This window comes from Planktosalinus lacus (genome assembly GCF_014640155.1).
GTDB lineage: Bacteria > Bacteroidota > Bacteroidia > Flavobacteriales > Flavobacteriaceae > Planktosalinus > Planktosalinus lacus.
Genome location: NZ_BMGK01000003.1, coordinates 24606 through 49524, shown reverse-complemented (window position 1 = coordinate 49524; position 24919 = coordinate 24606). Strand labels below are relative to the sequence as shown.

The 24919-nt window shown below is 42.2% G+C and carries 24 protein-coding genes; 8 read left to right on the top strand and 16 right to left on the bottom strand.

The genetic code is table 11. From position 1 onward, the window contains the following. Positions 1–6: 6 nt before the first annotated feature. The 8 genes from IEV69_RS03985 (at position 7) to groL (ending at position 5923) form a co-directional block, all read left to right on the top strand. Entirely contained in the window at positions 7–396 is a 390-nt protein-coding gene (locus IEV69_RS03985) for a four helix bundle protein (protein ID WP_188439708.1), read from the top strand. Positions 397–457: 61 nt separating this feature from the next. Continuing rightward, entirely contained in the window at positions 458–1735 is a 1278-nt protein-coding gene (locus IEV69_RS03980; protein WP_188439706.1) for a sigma-54 interaction domain-containing protein, read from the top strand. Positions 1736–1751: 16 nt separating this feature from the next. Continuing rightward, positions 1752–2261 carry an LptE family protein gene (locus IEV69_RS03975; protein WP_188439704.1) on the top strand — a complete coding sequence of 170 codons (510 nt, stop codon included), beginning with the start codon at positions 1752–1754 and terminating at the stop codon, positions 2259–2261. Then, on the top strand, positions 2239–3054 hold the full coding sequence (locus tag IEV69_RS03970; protein WP_229741314.1) for a DUF8458 domain-containing protein: 816 nt from the start codon (positions 2239–2241) through the stop codon (positions 3052–3054). The genes IEV69_RS03975 and IEV69_RS03970 overlap by 23 nt, the downstream gene beginning before the upstream one ends. Positions 3055–3062: 8 nt before the next feature. Further along, entirely contained in the window at positions 3063–3389 is a 327-nt protein-coding gene (secG, locus tag IEV69_RS03965) for a preprotein translocase subunit SecG (protein WP_188439702.1), read from the top strand. 193 nt (positions 3390–3582) lie between these two features. After that, positions 3583–3858, top strand: coding sequence for a co-chaperone GroES (locus IEV69_RS03960; RefSeq protein WP_188439700.1), 276 nt, complete (start codon positions 3583–3585; stop codon positions 3856–3858). Positions 3859–3887: 29 nt separating this feature from the next. Beyond that, positions 3888–4256: a four helix bundle protein gene (locus IEV69_RS03955; RefSeq protein WP_188439698.1), complete on the top strand. Its 369-nt coding sequence runs from the start codon at positions 3888–3890 to the stop codon at positions 4254–4256. 26 nt (positions 4257–4282) lie between these two features. Then, complete coding sequence (groL, locus tag IEV69_RS03950; protein WP_188439697.1) at positions 4283–5923, top strand: chaperonin GroEL; 1641 nt, start codon at positions 4283–4285, stop codon at positions 5921–5923. 110 nt (positions 5924–6033) lie between these two features. Here groL and IEV69_RS03945 read toward each other — a convergent pair whose 3' ends face one another. From IEV69_RS03945 to lplA, 16 genes are all read right to left on the bottom strand, one after another. Continuing rightward, a complete protein-coding gene (locus IEV69_RS03945; RefSeq protein ID WP_188439695.1) occupies positions 6034–6384 on the bottom strand; it encodes a heavy-metal-associated domain-containing protein in 351 nt (116 codons plus the stop codon). Between the two features lie 26 nt (positions 6385–6410). After that, positions 6411–8654, bottom strand: a complete 2244-nt coding sequence (locus IEV69_RS03940; RefSeq protein WP_188439693.1) for a TonB-dependent receptor — start codon at positions 8652–8654, stop codon at positions 6411–6413. Positions 8655–8721: 67 nt separating this feature from the next. Beyond that, complete coding sequence (locus IEV69_RS03935; RefSeq protein WP_188439691.1) at positions 8722–9123, bottom strand: HYC_CC_PP family protein; 402 nt, start codon at positions 9121–9123, stop codon at positions 8722–8724. Between the two features lie 647 nt (positions 9124–9770). Continuing rightward, positions 9771–12518 (bottom strand): heavy metal translocating P-type ATPase, encoded by a 2748-nt coding sequence (locus tag IEV69_RS03930; RefSeq protein ID WP_188439689.1) that lies wholly within the window; start codon positions 12516–12518, stop codon positions 9771–9773. A 362-nt stretch (positions 12519–12880) separates the two neighbouring features. Beyond that, positions 12881–13201 carry a four-helix bundle copper-binding protein gene (locus tag IEV69_RS03925; protein ID WP_188439687.1) on the bottom strand — a complete coding sequence of 107 codons (321 nt, stop codon included), beginning with the start codon at positions 13199–13201 and terminating at the stop codon, positions 12881–12883. A 94-nt stretch (positions 13202–13295) separates the two neighbouring features. Beyond that, a complete protein-coding gene (locus IEV69_RS03920) occupies positions 13296–13814 on the bottom strand; it encodes a helix-turn-helix domain-containing protein (RefSeq protein ID WP_188439685.1) in 519 nt (172 codons plus the stop codon). Between the two features lie 99 nt (positions 13815–13913). Further along, entirely contained in the window at positions 13914–14360 is a 447-nt protein-coding gene (locus tag IEV69_RS03915) for a heavy-metal-associated domain-containing protein (RefSeq protein ID WP_188439683.1), read from the bottom strand. A 38-nt stretch (positions 14361–14398) separates the two neighbouring features. Further along, positions 14399–14854, bottom strand: coding sequence for a DUF305 domain-containing protein (locus IEV69_RS03910; RefSeq protein ID WP_188439680.1), 456 nt, complete (start codon positions 14852–14854; stop codon positions 14399–14401). Between the two features lie 12 nt (positions 14855–14866). Further along, entirely contained in the window at positions 14867–15451 is a 585-nt protein-coding gene (locus IEV69_RS03905) for a DUF2911 domain-containing protein (protein ID WP_188439678.1), read from the bottom strand. Positions 15452–15456: 5 nt separating this feature from the next. Next, positions 15457–17205 (bottom strand): efflux RND transporter periplasmic adaptor subunit, encoded by a 1749-nt coding sequence (locus IEV69_RS03900; protein WP_188439676.1) that lies wholly within the window; start codon positions 17203–17205, stop codon positions 15457–15459. A gap of 2 nt (positions 17206–17207) precedes the next feature. Next, positions 17208–18461: a TolC family protein gene (locus tag IEV69_RS03895; RefSeq protein WP_188439673.1), complete on the bottom strand. Its 1254-nt coding sequence runs from the start codon at positions 18459–18461 to the stop codon at positions 17208–17210. A gap of 1 nt (position 18462) precedes the next feature. Next, on the bottom strand, positions 18463–22284 hold the full coding sequence (locus IEV69_RS03890; protein WP_188439671.1) for an efflux RND transporter permease subunit: 3822 nt from the start codon (positions 22282–22284) through the stop codon (positions 18463–18465). A 95-nt stretch (positions 22285–22379) separates the two neighbouring features. Then, positions 22380–22841 (bottom strand): HYC_CC_PP family protein, encoded by a 462-nt coding sequence (locus tag IEV69_RS03885; protein WP_229741312.1) that lies wholly within the window; start codon positions 22839–22841, stop codon positions 22380–22382. Between the two features lie 28 nt (positions 22842–22869). Continuing rightward, on the bottom strand, positions 22870–23304 hold the full coding sequence (locus tag IEV69_RS03880; RefSeq protein WP_188439669.1) for an exosortase F system-associated membrane protein: 435 nt from the start codon (positions 23302–23304) through the stop codon (positions 22870–22872). Further along, positions 23288–23848, bottom strand: coding sequence for an exosortase family protein XrtF (gene xrtF, locus IEV69_RS03875; protein WP_188439667.1), 561 nt, complete (start codon positions 23846–23848; stop codon positions 23288–23290). Before xrtF ends, IEV69_RS03880 begins: the two co-directional genes overlap by 17 nt. A gap of 40 nt (positions 23849–23888) precedes the next feature. Next, entirely contained in the window at positions 23889–24869 is a 981-nt protein-coding gene (gene lplA / locus IEV69_RS03870; RefSeq protein ID WP_188439665.1) for a lipoate--protein ligase, read from the bottom strand. Positions 24870–24919 lie beyond the last annotated feature (50 nt).

Genomic DNA, 24919 nt, shown 5'->3' with positions numbered 1-24919 from the left:
TAGGTTATGGCTACGATAAAAAGGTTTGAAGATTTAGAAATATGGATGGAAGCTAGAAGGTTAGCTGTCATTATTCATAAAATATCTATTGAAACCGATTTGAAAACTGATTTTAAATTTAAAGAACAAATAAAATCATCTTCAGGGTCTGTTATGGACAATATAGCTGAAGGTTTTGAAAGGGACGGAAACTTAGAATTCAGACAGTTTCTTTCGATAGCCAAAGGTTCTGCCGGGGAGGTCAGGTCGCAAGTGTACAGAGTTTTTGACTATGGCCATATTGACGAACAACTGTTCCTTCAATTAAAAAATGATTATGAAAAGCTAAGTGGAAAAATAAAAAACTTTATCTCTTATTTAAATAAAAAGGAATTTAAAGGAATTAAGTTTCAATAAATGATAAAAAGGTGTAAGAGTCAGCTTCAAAAACCTGAAACTTGAAACCTGAAACAAAAAAATGGAAAGTGTACAAGCAATAAAACAACGTTTCGGAATCATTGGCAATAATGAAAAGCTCAACCGTGCCATTGAAAAGGCCATTCAGGTAGCTCCCACAGACATTTCAGTTCTGGTTACAGGTGAGAGTGGTGTGGGAAAAGAAAGTATTCCAAAGATTATACATTCGCTTTCTCACAGAAAGCACGGAAAATACATAGCAGTAAACTGTGGTGCGATACCAGAAGGCACCATTGACAGTGAGCTTTTTGGTCATGAAAAAGGTGCATTTACCGGAGCGACTCAAACACGCAGCGGTTATTTTGAAGTAGCCGATGGCGGCACCATCTTTCTTGATGAGGTGGGCGAACTTCCTCTTCCAACACAAGTGCGGCTTTTGAGGGTCCTTGAAAATGGTGAATTCCTCAAAGTGGGCTCTTCCAAAACACAAAAAACCAATGTGCGCATTGTTGCGGCTACAAACGTCCCGATGGCACAGGCAATCAATGATGGAAAATTCAGAGAAGATTTGTTTTACCGATTGAGTACCGTTGATATTCATTTACCACCATTAAGAGAGCGCGAGGAAGATATTCATCTCTTATTTCGAAAGTTTGCTGCTGATTTCGCTCAAAAATATAAAATGCCCACTATAAGGTTGACAGATGATGCCACCCAGCTTCTTTTAAAATATCGCTGGAGCGGAAACATCAGGCAATTGCGCAACGTGGCTGAACAAATTTCTGTTTTAGAACAAAATCGTGAAATAAACGCCTACTCACTGAAAAATTATCTGCCTGATATGGGCAGGCAGCTTCCTGCAGTGATTGGGAATAAAAAATCTGAAAGCGATTTTGGATCAGAGCGTGAAATACTTTACAAAGTGCTTTTTGATATGCAAAGAGACGTGAACGACCTTAAAAAATTAACGCTTGAACTTTTGAAAAGCGGCAGTACAGAAAATGTTCAAAAAGAACATTCAGGTTTGATTAAAAAAATCTATACTCAACAGGAAGAAGACTCCTTTGAAGAATTAACTGATATAATTGAAGAAAACGATGCTCAAAATGATGTAGAAATCCTTGAGCTCAACGACGCTCCCGCACAGGAACAATCCAAAGACAAATATCATTTTGCTGAAGAAATTCAAGAAGAAGAAACACTTTCTATCAAAGATAAAGAACTGGAGCTTATCAAAAAAGCCTTGGAAAAAAACCAAGGCAAACGAAAAGCTGCTGCCGATGAATTGGGTGTTTCTGAAAGAACACTTTACAGAAAAATCAAGCAATTTGGACTTTAGCGACAAACTCTTTTAAATGAAAAAGATACTATTTACACTCACCCTCATAACTACTTTTTGCAGCATTCAAAGTTGTGGGGTATATTCATTTACGGGCGCTTCTGTAGCTTCAAATATCAGTACATTTCAAGTTAATTTTTTCAGAAATAATGCCCCAATTGTAGAGCCGGGAATAGACAGACAATTCACGCAAAGTCTTCAGGATATCATACTAAACCAAACAAGCCTTGATTTAACCAATCAAAATGGAGATTTGATTTATGAAGGTGAAATTGTTGAATACTATATTGCACCTATTACCGCAACTGCTCAAAACACAGCGGCCCAAAACAGGTTGACGGTTTCAGTAAATGTGCGCTTTTATGACACCAAAAATGAAGGCAACGATTTAGAGCAACGGTTTTCATTTTATTATGACTATGGCGGTTCAGCTCAGCTCACTGGCTCACAAAGAGATGAAGCCATCAATGTAATTTTTGAACGCATCACTCAAGATGTTTTTAATGCCACACTGGCTAAATGGTAAGATTATTTTGAACAAGGAAAAAATCACATACTTACTTCAACACCCTGAAACCATCACTTCAGAAAGTAAAGTTGCTTTAGAGAGCATCCTTGTAGACTTTCCTTTTTTTCAACCCGCCAGGGCTTTGTATTTAAAAGTTTTGAAAGACGAAAACAATTACCAATACAATCCAGAATTAAAAAAAACTGCAGCTTATACTACTGACAGGAGCGTTTTATTTGACTTTATCACCTCTGAAGTTTTCAATGAGTCATCACTCTTTGAACCCGAAGAAAATGAACAACACGAATTAGTGAAAGCTGAAGCCATTCTCAATCCCAACTTGTTTGAAAGAAAACCTGAAAAAACAGCACAGGAGAAAGCTGTTGAGGAGTTACTCGAAATTAATAAACCACTTCCTTTTACAAAAAACGATACACATTCATTCAGTGAGTGGTTGAAACTCACCCAAGCCAAACCCATTGACCGAACGGAGAAAGTTAAAACGGGGGTTAGCACTTCAAAAGCAGATAGCCGTAAGGAAGAAAAATTTAAACTCATTGATAAATTCATTCAGGAAAATCCCAAAATAAAACCCAAAGAAAGTGTTTCTTCAGAGGATTTTTCAAAACCTTATGCTCAGCCAAAAGAGCACTTAATGACAGAAACTTTGGCAAAAGTATACTTGCAACAAAACAATTATAAAAAAGCAATTCAGGCATATAAAATTTTAATTTTGAAAAATCCCGAAAAAAGTGGTTTCTTTGCAGACCAAATTCGGGCAATAGAAAAATTACAACAAAAAAATAAATAACTATTTCAATGAGCACGTTCACAGTTTTTTTAATATTAATCGTTCTTGTAGCGTTTTTATTAGTCGTTGTTATCATGGTTCAAAACCCTAAGGGTGGCGGGCTTTCTTCTTCTTTTGGAGGTGGTGGCACACAACAATTGGGTGGAGTTCAAAAAACCACCGACTTTTTGGATAAAAGCACCTGGACACTAGCAGTGCTGCTTTTAGGTTTGATTTTATTGTCAAATGTATCTATTATGAGCGGAGGTGGATCTCAAGATTCAAGAGCTCTCGATGCAACTGAAAGAACCAGTCCAATTCCTTCAACACCCGTTGAGCAAACTCCAAACGAGTAGAAATAAAACAAAACTTTAGATTCCCGCCTTCCTCCTCCACAGCTATCGCTTGTTTCGGGGGACAGTGTCGCGGGATTTTTTTTGCCGGCTTATGACAAGCTGGCATTTTTTGTTTCAAACTGTCAGTAGTTTAAGCAGTGGCATAATTTCTGCCAATTAGCAGTTGTAAAAACTAATTTAAAATTCAAATTATATGGCATTAAAAATTCAACCTTTATCAGACCGTGTTTTGGTAGAAGCACAAGAAGCTGAAACCAAAACTGCCTCAGGTATTTACATTCCTGATTCTGCAAAAGAAAAACCTCAAAAAGGCAAAGTAGTTGCCGTGGGTTCCGGAAAAAAAGACCACAAAATGACCGTTAAAGTAGGCGACACCGTCCTATACGGAAAATATGCCGGTACCGAATTAAAACTAGACGGTAATGATTACCTTATTATGCGTGAGGATGATATCCTTGCAATTGTTTAAAAAGCTATAAGCTTTAAGCAATAAGCGAAATGAGGGATTTTAAAAAATATGATATTTGGCATTTGAGTCACGAATTTACTTTAGAGGTGTATAAGATTACTAATCTTTTTCCCAAAGAAGAACTATACGGGCTCACAAGTCAAATAAGAAGAGCATCATTATCGATTCCAACCAATATTAGTGAAGGATGTGGAAGAAACAGTGATGCGGAATTCAATCAATTCCTCAACATTGCATTAGGGTCAGCTTTAGAAACAGAGTATCTCCTTATGCTTTCCAAAGATTTAGCATACCTCAAAAATGATGTATTTGTAAAAATGGAAAGTAAAATCAATGAAATTAAAAGTAAAATTTACAACTTAAAACAAAAATTAACCCGCAGTAAGCTTAAAGCATAAAGCCTACTGCATAAAGCAAAATAACTATGGCAAAAGACATAAAATATGATATTGAAGCACGCGATGGCCTAAAGCGTGGTGTAGATGCATTGGCAAATGCAGTAAAAGTAACCCTGGGCCCAAAAGGTAGAAATGTAATCATCAACAAATCATTTGGAGCGCCACAAGTCACCAAAGATGGGGTGACCGTAGCTAAAGAAATTGAACTGGAAGACGCTCTTGAAAACATGGGTGCACAGATGGTTAAAGAAGTGGCCTCAAAAACCAATGACCTTGCCGGTGACGGTACTACCACCGCAACTGTTTTGGCACAAGCCATTGTTAAGGAAGGTTTGAAAAACGTAGCTGCAGGTGCCAACCCGATGGACTTAAAGCGTGGTATTGATAAAGCTGTAGAAGCCATTGTAAAAGATCTTGAGAAGCAAACTACCAAAGTGGGTAACTCTTCAGATATGATCAAACAAGTAGCTTCTATCTCTGCCAACAATGATGATGTCATTGGTGAATTAATAGCAAAAGCATTTGGAAAAGTAGGCAAAGAAGGTGTGATTACTGTGGAAGAAGCCAAAGGAACCGACACCTATGTAGATGTTGTAGAAGGTATGCAATTTGACAGAGGGTACCTGTCACCTTATTTTGTGACTAATTCTGAAAAAATGAACGCAGAATTAGAAAACCCGATGATCCTTATTTGCGACAAGAAAATTTCTTCAATGAAAGACTTGTTACCTGTTTTGGAGCCTGTAGCACAACAAGGAAAATCGTTGCTTATTATCGCTGAAGATGTCGACGGAGAAGCGTTGGCTACCCTGGTAGTAAACAAGTTAAGAGGTTCTCTAAAAATCGCAGCCGTGAAGGCTCCGGGATTTGGGGACAGAAGAAAAGCCATGCTTGAAGATATCGCAGTCTTGACCGGTGGAACTGTTATTTCTGAAGAAAGAGGATTCACTTTGGAAAACGCAACCATCGATATGCTGGGTACTGCTGAGACCATCACCATGGACAAAGACAACACTACGATTGTGAACGGTGCCGGAGATAAAAACGCCATCAAAGCACGTGTGAATGAAATAAAAGCGCAAATAGAATCCACAACCAGTGATTATGACAGAGAGAAACTTCAGGAGCGTTTGGCCAAATTGGCCGGAGGTGTGGCCGTACTTTATGTGGGTGCTGCCAGCGAAGTGGAGATGAAAGAGAAAAAAGACCGTGTGGATGATGCCCTCAACGCAACCAGAGCTGCAGTAGAAGAAGGCATTGTTGCCGGTGGAGGTGTTGCATTGGTAAGAGCCATTTCAGTATTGCAAAAACTAACCACTGAAAACCTTGACGAAACCACAGGTGTGCAGATTGTAGCAAAAGCCATTGAATCGCCCTTACGCACCATCGTTGAAAATGCAGGTGGTGAAGGTTCGGTTGTCATTGCAAAAGTGTTGGAAGGCAAGAAAAACTTCGGTTTTGATGCCAAGACTGACACGTATGTAGATATGCTGAAAGCCGGAATTATCGATCCTAAAAAAGTAACACGCATTGCGTTGGAAAATGCTGCCTCTGTTGCAGGAATGATCTTGACCACTGAATGTTCTTTAACCGATATTAAAGAAGAAAACAGCGGTGGTGGCGGTATGCCTCCCGGAATGGGCGGCGGTATGCCGGGGATGATGTAATCCTGTCCTCCCCCCAGCCCCCTCCAATAGAGGGGGAGTTTAAAATTATAAAGTAAAAACGCCTTTTCAAATGAAAAGGCGTTTTTATTATACAAAATTTGATGAACTTGTTAATGCTCATCAACCACAGCTTCATCACGATATCTGCAACAGTTATGCACACTATTATAGGCTTTTTCAGTGGCCGTTATTTTTTCAGTGTCGTGTCCTACGTCTGCTATCCGTTGGTGAATCGTATCCAGATGGGTTTTTCGCTCGTCATAAATAAGAGCAAGCATATGCGTTTGCACATCCCATACCGCTGATTTCACACCTTTGGTTTTGATGGCGGCTTTTTCGATGCGTTCTTTACACATCATGCATACCCCGTCTACTTCAATAATGGCTTTGGCATTTTTATCTTGTGCCTGAATGCTAAAAGCAAACAAAAAGAACACAGTAGCTACTAATACATTTTTCATTTTTAAATTGTTTTAAGGTTATAAATTTATAATTTCCATCGCAATCCGGCATAATACATACTCCCAAAAATGGGGCCATACACAAAAGTCGTATCAAAATATTCCCCAAAAGGATCATCGGCCGCAACAATGGGATTGGATTGTCGCACATTGGTGATGTTTTCACCGCCTGCATAGATTTCAAATTTTGGGCTAAACACACGGGTGATTTGTACATTCAAGGTGTTTAAATCTGATGTCATTTCATTCAATCGATATGCTTCAGGGTTTGATAGCGTATTTGGAAAACGCTGTTCACTCAGCCAATTGTATGTGGCATCAAATTTCCACTGTGCCCCTTTTTCTGTCAACCCTGTCTCATAAGCAATATTTGCAAAAAAACGATGTTTTGGTGTGAGTGGTTTTTGGAGTTTTCCTTCCAAATAATCGGTTTGTACATCAAAGAGACGGTATGATAGCCTGACATCGAGCCTTTCTGCAGGGCTAACATTCACTTCGGTCTGAAAACTGTTGGCATAACTGCTGCCTTCCAGGTTGTAAAAACGCACTTGCCGGGGGTCTTCCCAATCCACGACTACCTGATTGCGGAAATCGGTTCGGTAAAAGTCAAAGACTATATCAGCATCCCTGTTAAAAAGACGGAATCCCTGCATAAAGGAAACACCGTAATTCCAGGCGTCTTCGGCGTCCAATCCATAAAAATCACCGCCGCTATTCAAAATGGAAATCGACCTCGACGAACCAAAAAGCTGTTGGTTTTCAGCAAAAATACTGGGTGCCCTCACGCCACGACCAAAAGAAGCCTTTAGAGAAGATTTTTCCCAGGGTGTATAGCGCATATGAAAGCGTGGTGTTACAAATGTCCCTATTAAATTATGATGGTCCACGCGAACGCCCGCGGTGAGCAATACATCACTGAGGTTGTCATAGGCATACTCAAAAAAGGCTCCTACTGAATTTTCTGTACGCAAATAGGTATCCGTCAGGACGCTTTCATCATAGCGATCATAAGTAAAACTCAGGCCTGTTTTAAAATTATGCCGGGAATCGCCAATAATCGAGTTGAAATTCAAATTGGAATAGAAACTTTCGTGCTGAATATCATACACATTCATGCCAAAGTAGGAATCTTGCTCATGATGACTGTATGCCCCCTGAAACCCGAAAGACTGATAGGGTATTTCCGGGAATACATAGCCCAGTTTCAACACAGCCTCGGCCCGGGTGGTTTCTATTTCGGCACCCCAGGCATTGGTGGTTAGCTTATCGTTTTCAGGGTTAAACCCCACTTCCCCGGTTTGCTTGCTGTCTGTCAAAAAACGAAGGTTCAAAAAACCCACCCACCCCTTTTCTTCATCGGTATATTGCCAGCGGTTCATCACATTTAATTGTTCTTGCAAGGGGTTGTCCAGAAAGCCGTCGTCATTCATATCGTTTTTGGTGTCCCGCAGGTTACCGTGCAGGTACAAACCTGTAGACCAGTTTTTATTGAGTTTAAAGTTTAAGTGGTTGTTGAGTTCCAGACGCCCATCAGCACCGGCATAGGCATTCAGGAAGAAACGTTCATCGGTTAATGGCTTTTGCAATTCGGCATTGATTTGCCCGGCAATGCTTTCATAACCGTTAATCACACTGCCCGCTCCTTTTGATATCTGTATGCTTTCCACCCAGGTACCGGGAATAAAGCTTAGGCCATACGCCTGTGACGCCCCACGAATGGAGGGAATATTTTCTATGGCAATCAGCGTGTAGGGACTGGTTAACCCCAGCATTTTAATCTGCCGGTTTCCTGTAAGGGCATCGGGAAAATTCACATCGATGGACGGATTGGTTTCAAAACTTTCTGCCAGGTTACAACAGGCTGCTTTGAGTAATTCTGCACTACTTACATTGGTGACGTTCTGCGCCTGTAAATAAGAACGAAAGCTGGTTTGTTTCCGGTTTTGGATGACCACTTCGTCCAGCGTGCCTTCCGGCACTAGCCAATGCTTAATAAAACCCGGTCCTGTCACAGATAAGGTATCTGTTTTATAGCCCACATAGCTCACAATCAGTTTGCTGTATTCTTTTTTGTAAGGCAGTTCAAACGCTCCGTTAAAGTCGGTGATGGTTCCGGTTTCTGTCCCCTCCCAATAGATATTGGCTCCCGAGAGCGGAACGTTTTTATCCGGTTCGGAACCTTCAAATAGGATTCCGGACAGTTTTTCTTGTGCTTGTAAGGTTTGCAGGCCCAGACAGAGTGCTAATAGCCAAAGGTGTTTATAGTACATATTCTAAAAAATTACATGAAAATAAAGTCGCCCGGGGCGAACATGTTTCGATTTTTTTTAGAATCGTCTAAATCAAATAGGTTTGAAAAAGTGCGTGCAGGTCAAAAGGCCTTTCAGGGGGTGTATAATATGCAAACAAACGTTGTTCTTTTGAAAAGATATCAACTTCTACTAAAAAGTTCGCATCAGAAGTAACAAATGAAGGGATCTCCAAAGAAGCATAGGAGCTCTTTCCGGAAAACTCTTTATCGGTTTGGATCTGAAAGTAGGTATCAGCGCAGCAATCGTCTTCCGCCGGGTTGTTTTCACACGAATCATCCGCCTCCACTTCATCGCAGCTCATGATTTCAAAGCCAATGGCAAATGATTTGTCGACCAATACCCCTTCACAAAAGTGCTGCCCATAGGTCAGGCCTGTGGTGCTTAGCAGGAGCAAGAGTGACAGTGCTATGGAGATGGTTTTTTGCATAGATATGTCAAATTTACGAAAATTTGATTAAAGAAGGTTTTTTAAAATGTTTTCAGCCAAAAAAAGCAAGAAAACAAGGTTATACTACTCAAACATAGGGAATTCATTTAGTATTTCCATAAACAATGCTACTTTTATTGCAGTCATAGCAAGGGATGAAGCTATGCTAAGACGTCCATCCTTCGAGTTTCTTTGGAGTTTAGCCCGTATACAGGGACTTTTCTTGAAAGAAACTCGAAGGAAGGACGAAATATGGACGCTTTAACCATACAGCATCCTCCCTTCATCTATGCTGTATCCATACTGTTGGTATTTAGATGAGAGGCTTGAACGGATATCGACCGCTTTACCCCCGCTCTTGTGTCAAGCTCGGGGCACCCTCTGAAGCCCACAACAAAACCCTTAATCCCTGAACTACAAAGCCGCTGCCACCTTAACAAAATTGAGAAAGCCTGTCAAAGCGCTCCGCCATGAACTATAAACTTTTACACCGGCATCACGATCTGTTTCAGGCGGATCGGGATGATAAAAAAAAGGGGGTTCGCTTTGGTTTGACGAGATTAGCTACGTTGAATCTTCGATTTTCCACCTTCCCCCTCCACTGCTGCTATCGCTTGTTTCGGAGGACAATGTCGCGGGGATATGGGTTAACCGATGCGGGCCCGCTTCAGCCTCAGGGCATTGGCAATGACCGAAACCGAGCTAAAACTCATGGCCAGGGCTGCGATCATTGGGGAAAGCAGGATGCCAAAGAAGGGGAATAAGACCCCTGCAGCGATGGGAACACCCAACGTGTTGTAAATTAATGCAAAAAACAAATTTTGCTTGATGTTGCGCATTACTTTTTTGCTTAGCATTTTGGCTTTAACAACGCCCTGAAGGTCTCCCTTTACCAAAGTAATTTTTGCACTTTCTATAGCCACATCGGTTCCCGTGCCCATGGCAATCCCAATATCTGCTTGTGCCAATGCGGGTGCATCATTGATGCCGTCACCGGCCATAGCTACTTTTTTGCCTTCACTTTGAAGGCGTTTTACTTCGTTCAACTTGTCTTCGGGCAGCATCCCGGCTTTAAAGCCTGAAAGGTGTAACTCGCCTGCAACGGCGGCTGCGGTGTTTTCATTGTCACCCGTTAGCATAAATACTTCGACCCCTGCATCCATCAATTCCTGAATGGCTTGGCGGCTGGTTTTTTTGATGGGGTCGGTAATGGTGATATAGCCCGCTACCTGATTTTCCACCGCCAGATAGGAGACCGTTTTTCCTTGTTGCTGCTCGGCTTCTACTTGTTTTTTTACTTCGGGGGTTATGTTGGCTTTTACTTGGTCCATCAGTTTGTCATTCCCCACAGCAATTTGCTTTCCGTTGACTTCGCCGGTGACTCCTTTTCCTGTGACGGAATCAAAATCGCTTGACTTGGTGACTTCCAGCTTCTTTTCTTTCGCGAAAGCTACCGTTGCTTCAGCCAAAGGATGCTCACTGTTAGCATTCACCGAAGCTATGAATTGCAGCACCTCATCCTCTGAAAAAGAGTCTGATACCGAAACCGATTTTTCCACCGAGGGCTTTCCTTCAGTAATCGTCCCGGTTTTATCAATAATCAAGGCATCAATCTTGTCCATTTGTTCCAGTGCCTGCGCATTTTTAATGAGCACTCCGTTTTGTGCCCCTTTCCCTACGCCTACCATCACGGACATGGGTGTTGCCAGTCCCAATGCACAAGGGCAGGCAATGATGAGAACGGCGATGGCATTGATCAACGCATAGGCATAGCTGGGTTCCGGGCCGTAGATGGCCCAAACGATAAAAGTGAGTATAGAAATGAGCACTACAATGGGCACAAAAACCCCGGATATTTTATCAGCCAGTTTTTGAATGGGTGCTTGCGAACGACTGGCTTCATTGACCATTTTGATGATTTGAGCCAGCAAGGTTTCGTTGCCCACTTTTTCAGCGGTCATGGTGAAACTGCGGTTGCCGTTGATGGTTCCCGAGCTCACAGGATCGCCTTCTTTTTTATCCACAGGAATAGGCTCTCCGGTAATCATGGATTCGTCCAGACTGCTGTAACCGCTTTTGATGGTTCCGTCCACCGGCACCTTATCGCCCGGTTTTACGCGTAGCTCATCTCCTTTTTGGATCTTATCTGTGGGAATTTCTTCTTCCTCACCATCCACAATGCGAATGGCTTTATTGGGTGCCAATTTCAACAGTTCCTTGATGGCCGAATTGGTTTTGCTGTGCGCCCTTGCTTCCAGTAACTGCCCCAGCAATACTAGTGTGAGAATAACAGTGGCGGCTTCAAAATACACATGCACGGTTCCCATATGGGTTTTAAATTGATCGGGAAATATATCGGGTAACAGCAAGCCCACCACACTGAACAACCAGGCCACCCCTGCACCAATGGCAATGAGGGTAAACATATTGAGGTTCCAGGTAACGATGGAACGCCAGCCACGTTCAAAAAACATCCAGGTGGCGTAAAATACCACGGGAATGGAAAGTGCCAGTTGCACCCAGTTCCAGTATTTCATCTCCATCCAGTCATACAAAGGATTGCCCGGTAGCATTTCAGACATGGCAATGATAAAAATGGGCAGGGTAAAAACCACCGCTATTTTAAACTTTTTGAGCAGTTTGTTATAGGTCTTTTTTTCTGCGGAGAGGTCGGCTTCTTTGGGCACCAACTCCATCCCGCAAATGGGACAATTTCCGGGTTCGTCTTTCACCACTTCGGGGTGCATGGGGCAGGTATATTGCGTTCCGCCGGATGGCATTTGCATTTCCTCAACAAGGTCCATCCCGCATACGGGGCAATCGCCGGGTTCGTTATAGGTTTTGTCCCCTTCGCAATGCATGGGGCAGTAAAAGGTGCCCGTACCTTTTCCCTTTGGGGTTTCTTTTTCTTGCTTTTGGTTATCTTGTTGATGCTTATCGGCCCCGGGTTTGTGGATTTGGTAATTCCCGCCTCCATCCTTGAGGGCTTTTTGAAACGTTTCAATGGGGATGTGTGAGTCCATTTCAATGGTGGCCTCGGCCTTTTCCAAGTCAACAGTAGCGTGGTTAACGCCGTCTACTTCAGAAAGTGTTTTTTCCACATGAGAACGGCAGCCGTTGCAGGTCATTCCGGTGATGGGATAGGTGTGTTTCATAACGTTGCCTTTTGTTGTTGTTTGGGTTCCCGGCATATGTATGGTGTAGTTTCCTCCGGCTTCTTTCAGGGCATTTTGAAAGGTATCCAGCTCTATATGGGATTCCATTTCAATGACTGCTTCTGCAGTTTCAAGGTTCACAGAGGCTTGGGTCACTCCATCCAGTTCGTTCAGTGTTTTTTCTACGTGGGAACGACAGCCGTTGCAGGTCATTCCATTGATTGTATAGGTATGTTTCATTACATGCTACTTTTAGTTTAACAAAAGTACGGCCAATTTAACAGAAGGGATTCTATTTTTATGGCAAAGACTTTTGATTTTTTGTGGATGGGGATGGGACAGCACGTATCTGCCTAGACCTCCAGAAAAGAGATTTTTAAACAGTATTAAGTATAAAGACATAGGACTGCAAGACTTAGGACGTAAGACGTGATTTGGAAAACAGAAAAGAGATCACTGATAAATCAGCGTTTATTCGTCAAATCAGTGTTATCAGCGTGCTGTTTTTATTTATAAGTATAGGATAGCACGCAGATGACACGGATTGAGCGGTTTTTCACGGACAAATACTTCGAACTCACATTAAAATTAGTTGACTGATATTAAGCCAGGTATTCTTCACAGGCTTGTGCACAATTTCTACAAGCTTTTGCGCATTCCTGGCAGTGTGGATGATCGTGTTGTTCACATTCATCTGCACAGGCGTTGCATACTTTGATACAGTATTGCACAAGGCCGTCCACATCTTTAAATCCTGTAGCGAGAATCTGGTTGAGTGCTGCACAGACTTCTGCACAAACACGGTCTGTTCGAATACAGTTTACCATCATTTTTACATTGTCATCATCGAGGCAGGCATCTGCGCAATAATTACAGTGATTGATGCAATTTCCCAACGCATGTATTAACTTTTCATTTTGCATAATTTTGATTTTTAAAGATTTACATCAAAGTTACGGACTATGAAATGAAAAGACTTATAAAAAAATGGTAAGAAGTTATGATTTTAAGGAATTTTTAAGCAGAATCAATGGCTTTCCGGTTTTTGAGGTGCAACCTGCGGTATTGAGATGGGGTAATACCGGTGTGTTTTTTAAATGCTGTGGAAAGGTACCCTGCGTTACCAAACCCCAGATCATATGCTATTTGGGTGATGCTTAATTCATCATATTCGAGCAGTTCTTTAATACGTTCTATCTTGATGTTCTGCTGAAACGTATTGATACTTTTGCCTTCTATAGCTGTGAACAGATTACTCAGGTGACTGTAATCAATATGCAATTGCTTGCTGAGGATCACAGAAAGATTTTGATTACCAGACCCTTCTCCTTCATAAATATCAGCAATAATGATGGATTTTATACGGTTAACAAGCCGTTCATTTTTATCTTCCAAAAGTTCAAAGCCTACTTTTTTGATTTCGGACTGAAAGGCATTTTGCTGATTTTTTGTTAAAGGCTTTTCCAAGACAACTTCTCCCAGGGAAACTTTGTCGTAAGGGATTTCGAGCCGTTGCAAAATGTTTTGGAGTGTCATAATGCAGCGTGCACAAACAAGGTTTTTTATGTGAAGGGTAGTTTGCAAAATCAATAAAATTAAACCACCTGCAAAGTTTGCAGGTGGTTATTAAAGATATTATTCCATTTCGTGGTGATTCCCTTCTTCACCTTCAGCAGGTTCTGCGAGGTTCATTTCCATTTCGTGGTCATACTTACAACATTCAGGAAGTGTTTTGTAGGCCTCTTCATCACCGGCAACCTGTTCGGTATCATAGCCCGAAGCGGCAATGGCCTTGTGGATTTTCATCTCATCAACAACTTCCTTGTCATAAGAGACGTGGATTTGTTTTCTGTCAACATCCCAGCTTGCCGTAGCGACACCTTCCAGACTGTTTGCTGCTTCTTCTATTGTTCTTTTACACATACTGCAGTTACCGCGGACACCGAAAGTGGTTTCAGACATTGCTATTTCTTTGACTTCTTCAGTCATTTCTGTTGTCTCTTCTTTTTCTTCTGTCTGGTTTTTACAGGATGTCATTCCTATTGCTGCCAAAACAGCGATACTTAATAGTACTTTTTTCATGGTTTTAAAAATTAAAGGGTTATTAATTGTATTCAAATTTAGTTATTATTCTCTTTTATTCGCTTTAAATATTCTTTCATCAAGGCGATTTCTTCTTTTTGCAGTTTAATGATGTCTTCTGCCAGTTTTTTGGTTTCGGGATCTTGTAAATGGGCATTTTCACTTGTCAAAATAGCCGAAGAATGGTGTGGAATCATCGCTTTCATATACTGTACATCCGAAATCCCGGTTTGGTTCCGCATCATATAATATATAGCGCCAAAGCCCACAATCGATACCGCTAAAATTAGTGCGTTCAACTTTTTATTTTTATACATGCCCCACATATACAACAGCATTACCACTGCCATGGGTGCAATCATCAGTAGTGTCATATAGGTGCGCATGGTGCTGAGCATCACGTGGTCTATACTGGCTGCATTTAAGAACATTACGGCATACATAATCACAAAGGAGGTCGCCATCATCAGTGTAAATTTTAAATAACTTTTCATATTTTCTGATTTTTAATTATTGGTTTCATTTACAACAAAAGGAAAACTTATTTTAACTTTTTCCCACTCCAGAGAAAATATACCTTTTGAATTGTCTGTTTTCTGAATTTTGTACTCCAATTCTTCTTTAATTTCATCAGAAAACTCAGGAGCTACTTTAAATCTGACGACATCTTCACTTTCGTTATAATCATCTTTGCCGTGTTGATTCCAGTTTTTATTAAAGATTACTGTCCATTCACCCTGACTTGGAATAATAAAAAACCCATATTTCCCTTTGGATAAAACCTGGCCTGAAATGGTCAAATCTTTTGAAGTTTCAACCCAGGTAGCCATGTGTGCTCCTGCTTGCCAAACTTCATCATATGCCAATAGTCCTCCAAAAATAATTCTATTTCTAACTCTTGGAGACGAGTAATCAATATGTATGTGCGCTCCTCCTATTGTTTCCATTGTTGAGGTTTGCGGACTTTTGGACGCACCAACTTCTGTTTTTACATCGCTGTGGTTGTGTTCTTCAACAGGCTCGTCTTTTTCTTTATTTGACTGACAAGAAATGATGAAAACTGTGAGTACTAAAGCTATTATCTTTTTCATATTTTTTATTTAATTACTTCTATAACTTCTCCACACTTCAACATCATACTTCCAAAATACGGATTTTTAATCTCTTTTGAAAGGCTGAGCCAGTCGGCTCCTTTGTCATTGTCTGCCATGGGGCAATGCTGCACATAAATTACCTCATCATAAGGCCCAGTTTTTTCAATAAACTGAATGAGCCCATCTGAAATCGTTTGAAAATGGGAACGCAATCCTTCAATATTTGTCTCCTTTTTCAACGGTTCCAGCGCTGTTTTCATTTGCTTTTCAAAAGTCATCCAAACATCATGGGCTTTCCCCTCAAACTGTTTCATGTCAATGTTCCCTAAAGTTTCTTCAAGCTCTTTTCCTGATTCCCGGGCATTTTCAAAATCATCTTCGGCCAAATGTTCTTTCAGGGAAAAATAGTTTTTAAATAAGGGTTGCAGTGCTTTTTTGGCTTCGTCAGTAAGGGATACTTTTTCAATTTGTTCCAGGGCATTTTCTGAAATTGTTTCCCCGTGATTGTGCCCGGTATTTGTACTTCCTCCCTGGGGGCTCATCATACTGGGCCTTCCTGAAAGTTGCACGGCCGCATCAATGGTAAACGCACCGTTGACCACTACCTCTTCACCTTCAGACAAACCACTTTTTACGATGTAATTTTCGCCCAAGGCAGATCCCAAATTAACTTCCCTCAAGGCAAATCCTTTACCTTCTTTTACATACACGATGGCACGTTTTCCGGTCCATAAAATTGCCGACTTGGGAAGGACTATTTCGTTTTCAACCGTTTGTCCGGGTGCTGCCTGTACCGTTCCTGAAGCAAACATTTCAGGTTTTAACTTGCCCTCTTTGTTATTGACCTCAACGCGTGCCGTTGCTACCCGGGTTTGTGCATTCAACAAAGGATCTACAAAAGAAATAGTTCCTTCAAAGGTTTCCCCGGGAAGTGAATTGACTGTAAACGTAATCTCACTTCCTTCTTTCACCCAGGCCATTTGGCTTTCATACACATCAAAAAGCACCCATAATTTACTTAAATCGGCTATTTCATACAGGGACATCCCACGCTCCACATAATCGCCCAACTCCACATTCTTCTTGGTAACCACCCCACTTACATCGGCCTGAATGTAGAAGCGATCCAGTGGTTTTTGATTGGCAATAATTTGATCGATCTGTGCATTGCTGATTTTCCAGTTGCGCAACTTCGTTTTTGCCGCTTCAAAAAGTTCGGGTTGTGACGTCCTGATGGCATAGGCCTGCAACAATTCTTGTTGAGCCGTGACCATTTCCGGCGAATAGATTTGTGCCAGGGTTTGTCCGCGGGAAACCTTTTCACCCGTAAAATTGATGCGCAGTTGTTCAATCCTCCCGGGAATGTGTGTGCTTTGAGAGTAAGAATTGCGTTCATCTACCTGCACTTTTCCATTCAATCGGATGGCGCGTACTGCATCACTTTTCCCGACAATCATGGTACTCACATTGGCCAGGCGCATCGCATTTTCACTCATGACAAATACAGCAGGGTCTCCCCCTTCATCCTCTTCCAACGGAATAAGGTCCATCCCGCAAAGCGGACAATCACCGGGTTCCGGTTGCTGGATTTGCGGGTGCATGGAGCAGGTCCAAATGGTATCTTCTGACACATCTTCATGCGCATGCTCATTTTCGGTTTGACCGCTTCCGCCAAAAATCAACCAACCCAGGAGTAATCCCAGTACCAGTATCGCAATCGCTTTTATTCTATTTTTATTTCTTGTTTCCATAATTACTCTGTTTTAGAACGTACGTATTCCAGTTGTGCCTGAGCGATAAAGCCATTTTTTAGGGCTTCAAACTGTTGGGTTTGTAATAATATTTTTTGTTGGTTCATCCTTAAAACCTCTTCAAAGTCGGCTGTATTGTTAGCAAAACCGGAAACATACAAGCTCGTGGCCTGATCAATGCGCTCCAGTTGTTCTTCATAGAGTTTTAAAAGCTTTTCCGTTTGATTCATTTCATAGAGATTCATTTCATAACTGCTTTGCAAATTGTTCCTTTGAGCCGTTTGCCGTGCTTCTACTTCCACTTGCATAAATTCCACTTCCTTTTTTGCTGCTTTGTATTTCTTTCGAAAAATGGGTAGTGTCACGGAAACCATTGGCATAATGGCATCTTGTCCGTTCATTTCCGGATTGGCATCCGTGCGTTTGGAAATAATGGAATAATCGACTCCGAGCCCAAACTTTGGCAATCCGTCCTTTTCAATTGCGGTAATGCGGCTGTTTAAAGCGGTCTTTTCACTGTCCAAAGCTACCAAGGTGGGATGTTCTTCAAAGGGTATGTCATTTTCCGGTTCCTTCATTGAAGCGAGATTCTGTTCCAACTTTAGTGAGTCAGATATCACTACCGGCAATTCCTTCTCCCGGTTTAAAAGCAGGTTGAATTGAACTTCCAGCGGCTTCTTTCTATCTTTCAACAACTCAATTTCTGTGATTGCCGCTTCGCGTTCCATATCTACTTTTACCACATTCACCATAGGGGCATTCCCACTTCTGAAACCACTTAAGGCGAGTTCGCGGTAGCTGTCGAGTATGTTCAGGTTTTCTTCTTTGAGTGCAATGGTTTTTTCCAGCACATACAATTCGGCATAGCGGGTTTTGACATCGACAAACAACAGGCTGCGCTGATTGATATACTGATGAAAACGGGCCTGTGCAGCAGCTGTAGCAGCATCTTCCTGCGCTTTCAGCGTACCGAACCACGGAAACATCTGCGTCAATGAAAAGCGCGCTTCCTGTGCTCCCAGGCGGGTTTCAATCATACGACCAAAAGCACTTACGGTTAAGGTAGGGTCGGGCAGACTCGCTACCTGAGGGGCTTTTTGCAAAGCTGCTTCAAAGCCGGCATAATCTGCTTTCAGCTCCGGATTGTTTTCTGCAGCTTCTTTTAAGTAATCGTCCAGGGATTGTGAATGCACCCCCTGATTTGCGATACCAAGCACCAACAATCCTAAAATTATATATCTATACATTGTTTTCATGTTATTCAATGGTTTCGTTATTTTTAACAACAGTCTCCCTCCAGTAGGCCTGTAACACCGGCACCACAAAAATGGTCATGATCTGGATAACCATACCTCCCACAATGGGAATGGCCATGGGTACCATAATGTCTGAACCTTTTCCTGTGGATGTCAATACCGGTATGAGTGCAATAATGGTCACGGCTGTGGTCATCATCGCCGGCCGCACCCGTTTCAGGCCGGCTTCCATCACAGAATCGCGCACGGCTTTGACTGTTTGCGGATTGTTTTTTTCAAATACCTGATGGATATAGGTTCCCATCAATACCCCATCATCGGTAGCGATTCCAAAGAGAGCGATAAACCCAACCCATACCGCGACACTCAAATTGATGGTGCCCATTTGGAAGAGGTCTCGCATATTCATACCTGCCAGAGAAAAATCCATAAACCAGCCTTGTCCATACAGCCAAATCATGATAAACCCTCCTGCAAAAGCCACAAATACCCCCGAGAAGTGAATGGATGAGGCAATCACCGTTTTGAACTGGAAGTACAGCAACAGGAAAATGATAATCAAACTGATGGGAATCACAATGGCCAAACGTTCTACTGCCCGCACCTGATTTTCATAATTTCCTGAAAACGTGTAACTCACCCCGGAAGGCACTTTCAGTTCGCCGGAATCAATTTTATCAGCGATGTGTTTTTGTGCATCTTCAACCACATTCACTTCAGCAAAATCTTCTTTTTTGTCAAACAACACATAGCCCACAAGGAACGTGTCTTCACTCTTGATCATTTGGGGTCCGCGCACATAGGTGATTTCTGCCAGTTCGCCCAGCGGGATTTGCGCGCCGTTTTTTGTGGGCACTAAAATGCGTTCGACGCTTGCAGGGTCATCGCGCAATTCCCTCGGATACCGCACCCGCACGGGGAATCGCTCCCTTCCTTCCACCGTTGTGGTGATTTCCATACCGCCTACAGCCGTTTCAATAGTGGTTTGTACTTCTTCAATACTCAGGCCATAACGGGCAATTGCCGGACGGTTGATGTCTATCTCCAGATAGGGCTTGCCCACAATCCTGTCAGCAAAAACAGCTTCTGTTTTCACCGAAGGGACTTCTTTCAACAGCGTTTCCAGTTGGGTTCCAAAATCCTGAATGGTTTGCAGGTCGGGCCCGAACACTTTGATTCCCATGGGTGCCCGCATTCCGGTTTGTAGCATCACCAAACGGGTTTCTATAGGTTGCAGTTTAGGTGCTGAGGTCACCCCGGGCAGGCGGGTTGCATTGACAATTTCGTCCCAAATATCATCGGGGCTGTTGATATGTTCCCGCCAGTTTCTGAAATAAGCCCCGTCCTCATCTTCGATTAAATCAGAAGTGGAAAATCCGTTGTTCAAGGCTTCTTCATTGGAAAGGGTGTCACCCGATTTCAAAACAAACCGCTTCTCGTTATCTGTTTTAAAGGTCTGTGGTTTTCCGTTTACATCTAAAGCATATTCCGGTTTGTAATTGATGACATTTTCAAACATCGAAATGGGTGCCGGGTCAAGGGCACTTTCTATGCGTCCCAGTTTACCCACAGCGATTTCCACTTCGGGTATGGCAGTAACAGCCATATCAAGTTTTTGAAGAATCTCTTTGGTAGCTTCCATACCGGCGTGGGGCATGGCCGTGGGCATCAGTAAAAAGCTTCCTTCATCCAGTGAAGGCATAAACTCTTTACCCACTCCCGGGAACGTATGCGTCATACTTGACCAGACAGTAGTTGTGCGGATGTTAACTCCCACTTTATCAAAACCTGAAGCAGCGAAGCCAAACAGTTTCGGGAACCCAAACCAGATCATTGCGCCAAACAAGATTGTGATGAGCGGCAACAATAAAAACTTGCCTTTGTTTTCCAGGCACCAGGTGAGTATATGGCGGTAAAACTTAACCACACTGAAAAGAATCACCAATATCAGCGCCAGTAACACCAATACAAAAATGTAATTGGTCACCAGTGTATTACGGTATCCCAAGGGCAGCCATTCTTCGGTTAAAAATAAAACAGAGACCGCCAGGATCAATCCCAATATAATGCGGGAAGTATATTTTCCTAAAAGCTCCGGTTTTTTGGTTTCGAGAATTTTCAGGATTCCAATAGCTGTCAATGCCAAAGGCAACCAAAAGCTAAAATACAACCACAAGACAATACCCATTACAATCAAAAAGATGTTGGAGAATTGTTTCCACTTTTCCTTTTTTATCTTAAAATTGAACGCATAATAAGAAAGCATTGGTAAAATGACAATCCCCACAATAAAGGATGCCACCAGTGCAAAAGTTTTGGTAAATGCCAGTGGTTTGAAAAGCTTTCCTTCTGCATTTTCCATAAAGAACACGGGCAGAAAACTCACGACAGTTGTTGCCAGGGCGGTTGTTACCGCCGGTGCTACTTCGATCGTGGCTTTATAAATCACGTTGAGTAACTTTTTACCCCGTGCACCCATATTTTCCGGAAACTCGAGATGCCGGACCGTATTTTCAACAAAAACAATCCCCACATCGACCATCACCCCAATGGCAATGGCTATACCGGAAAGCGCCACCACATTGGCATCCACCCCAAAATAGCGCATCACGATAAAGGTCATTAAAACCGCTATGGGCAGCAAACTTGAAATCAGTAACGAGGCCCGCAGGTTGAGCACCAGCACGATGATTACAATAATACTGATGAGAATTTCGTGAGAAAGGGCGTGTTCCAGTGTGGCAATGGTTTCATTGATCAACTGGGTGCGGTCATAGAATGGAACAACGGTCAATTTACTGACCGTGCCGTCAGCCAGGACTTTTTCAGGCATGCCTGAAGCCATGGCCGCTATTTTCTGCTTGGTATTTTCAATCACCTGCAACGGATTGGACCCGTAACGCGCTACAACCACGCCACCCACAACCTCAGCACCTCCTTTATCGAGCACACCACGACGTTCTGCCGGGCCCAGGGCAACGGTTCCTATGTCTTTAATTAAAACCGGTTTGTTATCGGTTTCGGTAACCACGGTATTTTCTATATCTTCAATCGATTTGATATATCCCAAGCCCCGCACCAGGTATTCCACCTTGTTGACTTCAAGTGTTTTGGCACCTGCATCACGGTTTGAGTTATTTACCGCCATCATCACTTTATCGATACCAATGTTGTAGGCCTTGAGGGCATCAGGGTTGACGTCTATTTGATACTCCTGTACAAAACCCCCAATGGAAGCCACTTCCGAAACACCTTCGGCAGCGCTTAAACCGAGTTTCACATAGTAATCCTGCACTTTACGCACTTCGTGAAGGTCCCAGCCACCGGTAACATTGCCGTCCCGGTCGCGGCCTTCGAGGGTGTACCAAAACACCTGACCAAGTGCGGTTGCATCCGGGCCCAACGTGGGTTGAGCGTCATCGGGCAACAAACCGGCAGGCAGCGAACTCAGCTTTTCCAGCACACGGCTGCGCGACCAGTAAAACTCCACCCCTTCTTCAAAGATGATGTAGATACTGGAGAAGCCGAACATAGATGTACTACGAATGGACTTTACTCCTGAGATTCCCAACAAGGAAGACGTAAGCGGATAGGTAATCTGGTCTTCAATATCCTGAGGGGATCTTCCGGGCCATTCTGTAAAAACGATTTGCTGATTTTCGCCAATATCAGGAATGGCATCTACTGCAACGGGGTCGCTGGGAAGAAAGCCTGTATCCCAGTCAAAAGGGGCCGTTACCATCCCCCATCCTATAAAGAACAGCAGCAAGATGACTGTAACCAGCCTGTTGTGTAAAAAGTATTTTATGAGTTTTGAAAACATAAAAAATGATTTTGAATTTTAGTAATTGTTAACCGCAGGGGATTTTAAAAAACCCTACAATATGCTTCGGGAAGAAGTCAAACTAAAATTTAAAATCAGATTAAGAATGTTTCGTTGAGGATATACCGGTCTAAAGTGAGCCGGGGCGGGGAATACTGATCAAAGGGAATGTGCTTTTCTGAAAGCGGTTCAAAAAGGCTTGCGTAAGAATAACTAAACAATAAAGCAAACTGCAGTGTTTGCAGTTCGTGTTTATCAAAAGAAATTTTCAACTCTTCCTGGCCTTCTACGGTCACGGAAATGTCTTCACAGCAACTTGATTTTTTAACATTGTTTTCAGCAGTTTTGGATTCCATTTCCATACTTCGACTCCGCTCAGTAACCATCCCGCATTTTTTGACTTCAGAAAAGATGGCTTTATCGACCAAATGGCCGCCACAGTAATGCATATCCACCGTAAAAGACATGGTGGAAAACAGCACCAAAAGCGCCATAAGCGGACTTACTATTTTCTGAAAAACGGGTTTCATAACACGCAAAGATAAGTAATTTTTCAATACGTCGTATTTTTTAGAAAAAGCTTAACTATTTGATTTTCTGTTTATGATAATAAAAAGCCGGCAGTAACAGCAAGACAAACAGTGGTTGAATCAAAAAGCGTCTCACATAAAAGAGTATGTTGTAATTGCTTTCAGGAGTGGCGTTGGCAACGAGCCAGGCCATCCAGGGAAGTAGGATGATAAAAGCCAACACATACAATATCATTGAAAACTTAATTACATCTCGGTCCCGGAAAGCCACCCAGAGTATCAATAATGAAATGGCAGTGTTGATCAGGAAGCGATAGGATGTATGTAAAAGTAATTTTCCGAATTCCACATCGGGTACTTTTTGGTTTAGGTAATCCTGTTTAAAAAAGGATAGCAAGGGGTCATAAAACAAGTCCGCTTCAAACAGGCGGACCAGCACGAGGAGTCCGAATAAGACCAGTAGTAATGCTATTTTAAACGGTTTTTTCATCCTCAACTATTTTTGCAGGAATTCTTCTCACCCAAAGCACCCATAGCAGGAACACCATTCCATAAATAATGGCGGGAAAAACTACACCGTGTAAAATTTTCTCATACTGCGGATATTCATACAAGGCAATGGCCAAGAGCACAATGCGAAAGAGGTTGGCACAATAAATTAATACCGCTCCCACAAAAATATAAAGCAGGGTGGGTTTCCACTTTTGATGGAAAGCCACGATAAATGCAGCAAACAGCGCCATGACACTCAAGGCATTGCAGCCTTCCACAATGCGGGCCAGGTAACGATCATTAATTAATAACTTCATTGATGCCTCGTTTTCATGCGGAATAATTTCAGCTTTATACCCCACACTTGTGGTTATGATAGAGGTTTGTTTGGCTACTAAATGGGTAACCGGGTCTGGATACCAGGTTTCAGATTTTCCGAAATGTAAATAGGCGTTGTAGAGGAGGCTTAATACCACATAAGTCCCCAAAAAGAGAACGAGAAAGCGGATTACGGATTTGTATTTTAGGAATAATTCTTTCAATAAACCGGATTTAGTGATTACCAAAATAAGCAATTTCACGTCAAAACATGATGCTCAACAACTCCTCTGCGGTGATGTCTTTAAAATACTGTTTCATTTTAAATTGGCTCAATGCTTTTTTAATTGCCTGTTCATCATGTGGCAAGTTCACGAGTGCTTCTTCTATGGGAGTAATGTCTTTTATATGAAAGAAATCGCCGGTGATTTGTGCTTTTTTGATGATTCCTTTTTCCACGTCGAGATGCACTTCAATTACCCCGCCTTCGGTGCGCATTCCCTGTTGGAAATTATATTCGGGTGAGCGGCCAAAATTCCATTCCCAGGTGGCGTATTTTTCATCTCTGATTTTTTGAATTGCTTTCAGGTCTTCTTGAGTGAATTCATATGATTTTGCCCCCGGAAAAGTCTCAAGTATGTGATTCATAATCCTGTCTGTAAAAGCTTCCAGCGAAAGCGGTTCTTTGAGGTGTTCACTTATATTTGTCACCCGCTTGGGAATTGATTTTGTTCCACGCCCTTTGTATTTTAACGGATTGACCTTTAAAGCTCCCGAGACATCTTTCATCTCTGAAGAAAACAATAAAGTGCCGTGGTGCATCACCTTGTTTTTAAACACATGCTCTGCATTGCCTGAAAACTTTTTCCCTTCAATCATCAGGTCGTTGCGGCCTTCAAATTTTGCATCTATTTCCAAGCCTTGAAGCACTTCTAAAATAGGCTTGGTATATCTTCTAAAATCCACCATATCTTCATTGTCACTGGTGCGGGTAAATGTAAAGTTTAAATTCCCTAAATCGTGATAAACGGCACCCCCTCCGGATAAACGACGCACCACCCTGATTTCTTTTTCCCTCACATAATCGAGGTTGATTTCGGCCAAGGTGTTTTGGTGTTTTCCCACAATAATGGCATTGTCATTGCGCCACAACATAAAGCAATCTTCCTCGATGTGTTTAAAAATATACTCATCGGTTGCAATGTTGAAATAAGGATCTGTACCGATATGTTTTATACAAAGCATGGTCTGTTATTTTTTGATGTTAAATGTAGCCTTTTCTGAATTTAGTCAAA

Bases quoted from the DNA above. Each gene is read 5' to 3' on its own strand.
- IEV69_RS03985 (WP_188439708.1), top strand. From the start codon at position 7: ATGGCTACGATAAAAAGGTTTGAAGATTTAGAAATATGGATGGAAGCT.
- IEV69_RS03980 (WP_188439706.1), top strand. From the start codon at position 458: ATGGAAAGTGTACAAGCAATAAAACAACGTTTCGGAATCATTGGCAAT.
- IEV69_RS03975 (WP_188439704.1), top strand. From the start codon at position 1,752: ATGAAAAAGATACTATTTACACTCACCCTCATAACTACTTTTTGCAGC.
- IEV69_RS03970 (WP_229741314.1), top strand. From the start codon at position 2,239: ATGCCACACTGGCTAAATGGTAAGATTATTTTGAACAAGGAAAAAATC.
- secG (WP_188439702.1), top strand. From the start codon at position 3,063: ATGAGCACGTTCACAGTTTTTTTAATATTAATCGTTCTTGTAGCGTTT.
- IEV69_RS03960 (WP_188439700.1), top strand. From the start codon at position 3,583: ATGGCATTAAAAATTCAACCTTTATCAGACCGTGTTTTGGTAGAAGCA.
- IEV69_RS03955 (WP_188439698.1), top strand. From the start codon at position 3,888: ATGAGGGATTTTAAAAAATATGATATTTGGCATTTGAGTCACGAATTT.
- groL (WP_188439697.1), top strand. From the start codon at position 4,283: ATGGCAAAAGACATAAAATATGATATTGAAGCACGCGATGGCCTAAAG.
- IEV69_RS03945 (WP_188439695.1), bottom strand. From the start codon at position 6,384: ATGAAAAATGTATTAGTAGCTACTGTGTTCTTTTTGTTTGCTTTTAGC.
- IEV69_RS03940 (WP_188439693.1), bottom strand. From the start codon at position 8,654: ATGTACTATAAACACCTTTGGCTATTAGCACTCTGTCTGGGCCTGCAA.
- IEV69_RS03935 (WP_188439691.1), bottom strand. From the start codon at position 9,123: ATGCAAAAAACCATCTCCATAGCACTGTCACTCTTGCTCCTGCTAAGC.
- IEV69_RS03930 (WP_188439689.1), bottom strand. From the start codon at position 12,518: ATGAAACATACCTATACAATCAATGGAATGACCTGCAACGGCTGTCGT.
- IEV69_RS03925 (WP_188439687.1), bottom strand. From the start codon at position 13,201: ATGCAAAATGAAAAGTTAATACATGCGTTGGGAAATTGCATCAATCAC.
- IEV69_RS03920 (WP_188439685.1), bottom strand. From the start codon at position 13,814: ATGACACTCCAAAACATTTTGCAACGGCTCGAAATCCCTTACGACAAA.
- IEV69_RS03915 (WP_188439683.1), bottom strand. From the start codon at position 14,360: ATGAAAAAAGTACTATTAAGTATCGCTGTTTTGGCAGCAATAGGAATG.
- IEV69_RS03910 (WP_188439680.1), bottom strand. From the start codon at position 14,854: ATGAAAAGTTATTTAAAATTTACACTGATGATGGCGACCTCCTTTGTG.
- IEV69_RS03905 (WP_188439678.1), bottom strand. From the start codon at position 15,451: ATGAAAAAGATAATAGCTTTAGTACTCACAGTTTTCATCATTTCTTGT.
- IEV69_RS03900 (WP_188439676.1), bottom strand. From the start codon at position 17,205: ATGGAAACAAGAAATAAAAATAGAATAAAAGCGATTGCGATACTGGTA.
- IEV69_RS03895 (WP_188439673.1), bottom strand. From the start codon at position 18,461: ATGAAAACAATGTATAGATATATAATTTTAGGATTGTTGGTGCTTGGT.
- IEV69_RS03890 (WP_188439671.1), bottom strand. From the start codon at position 22,284: ATGTTTTCAAAACTCATAAAATACTTTTTACACAACAGGCTGGTTACA.
- IEV69_RS03880 (WP_188439669.1), bottom strand. From the start codon at position 23,304: ATGAAAAAACCGTTTAAAATAGCATTACTACTGGTCTTATTCGGACTC.
- lplA (WP_188439665.1), bottom strand. From the start codon at position 24,869: ATGCTTTGTATAAAACATATCGGTACAGATCCTTATTTCAACATTGCA.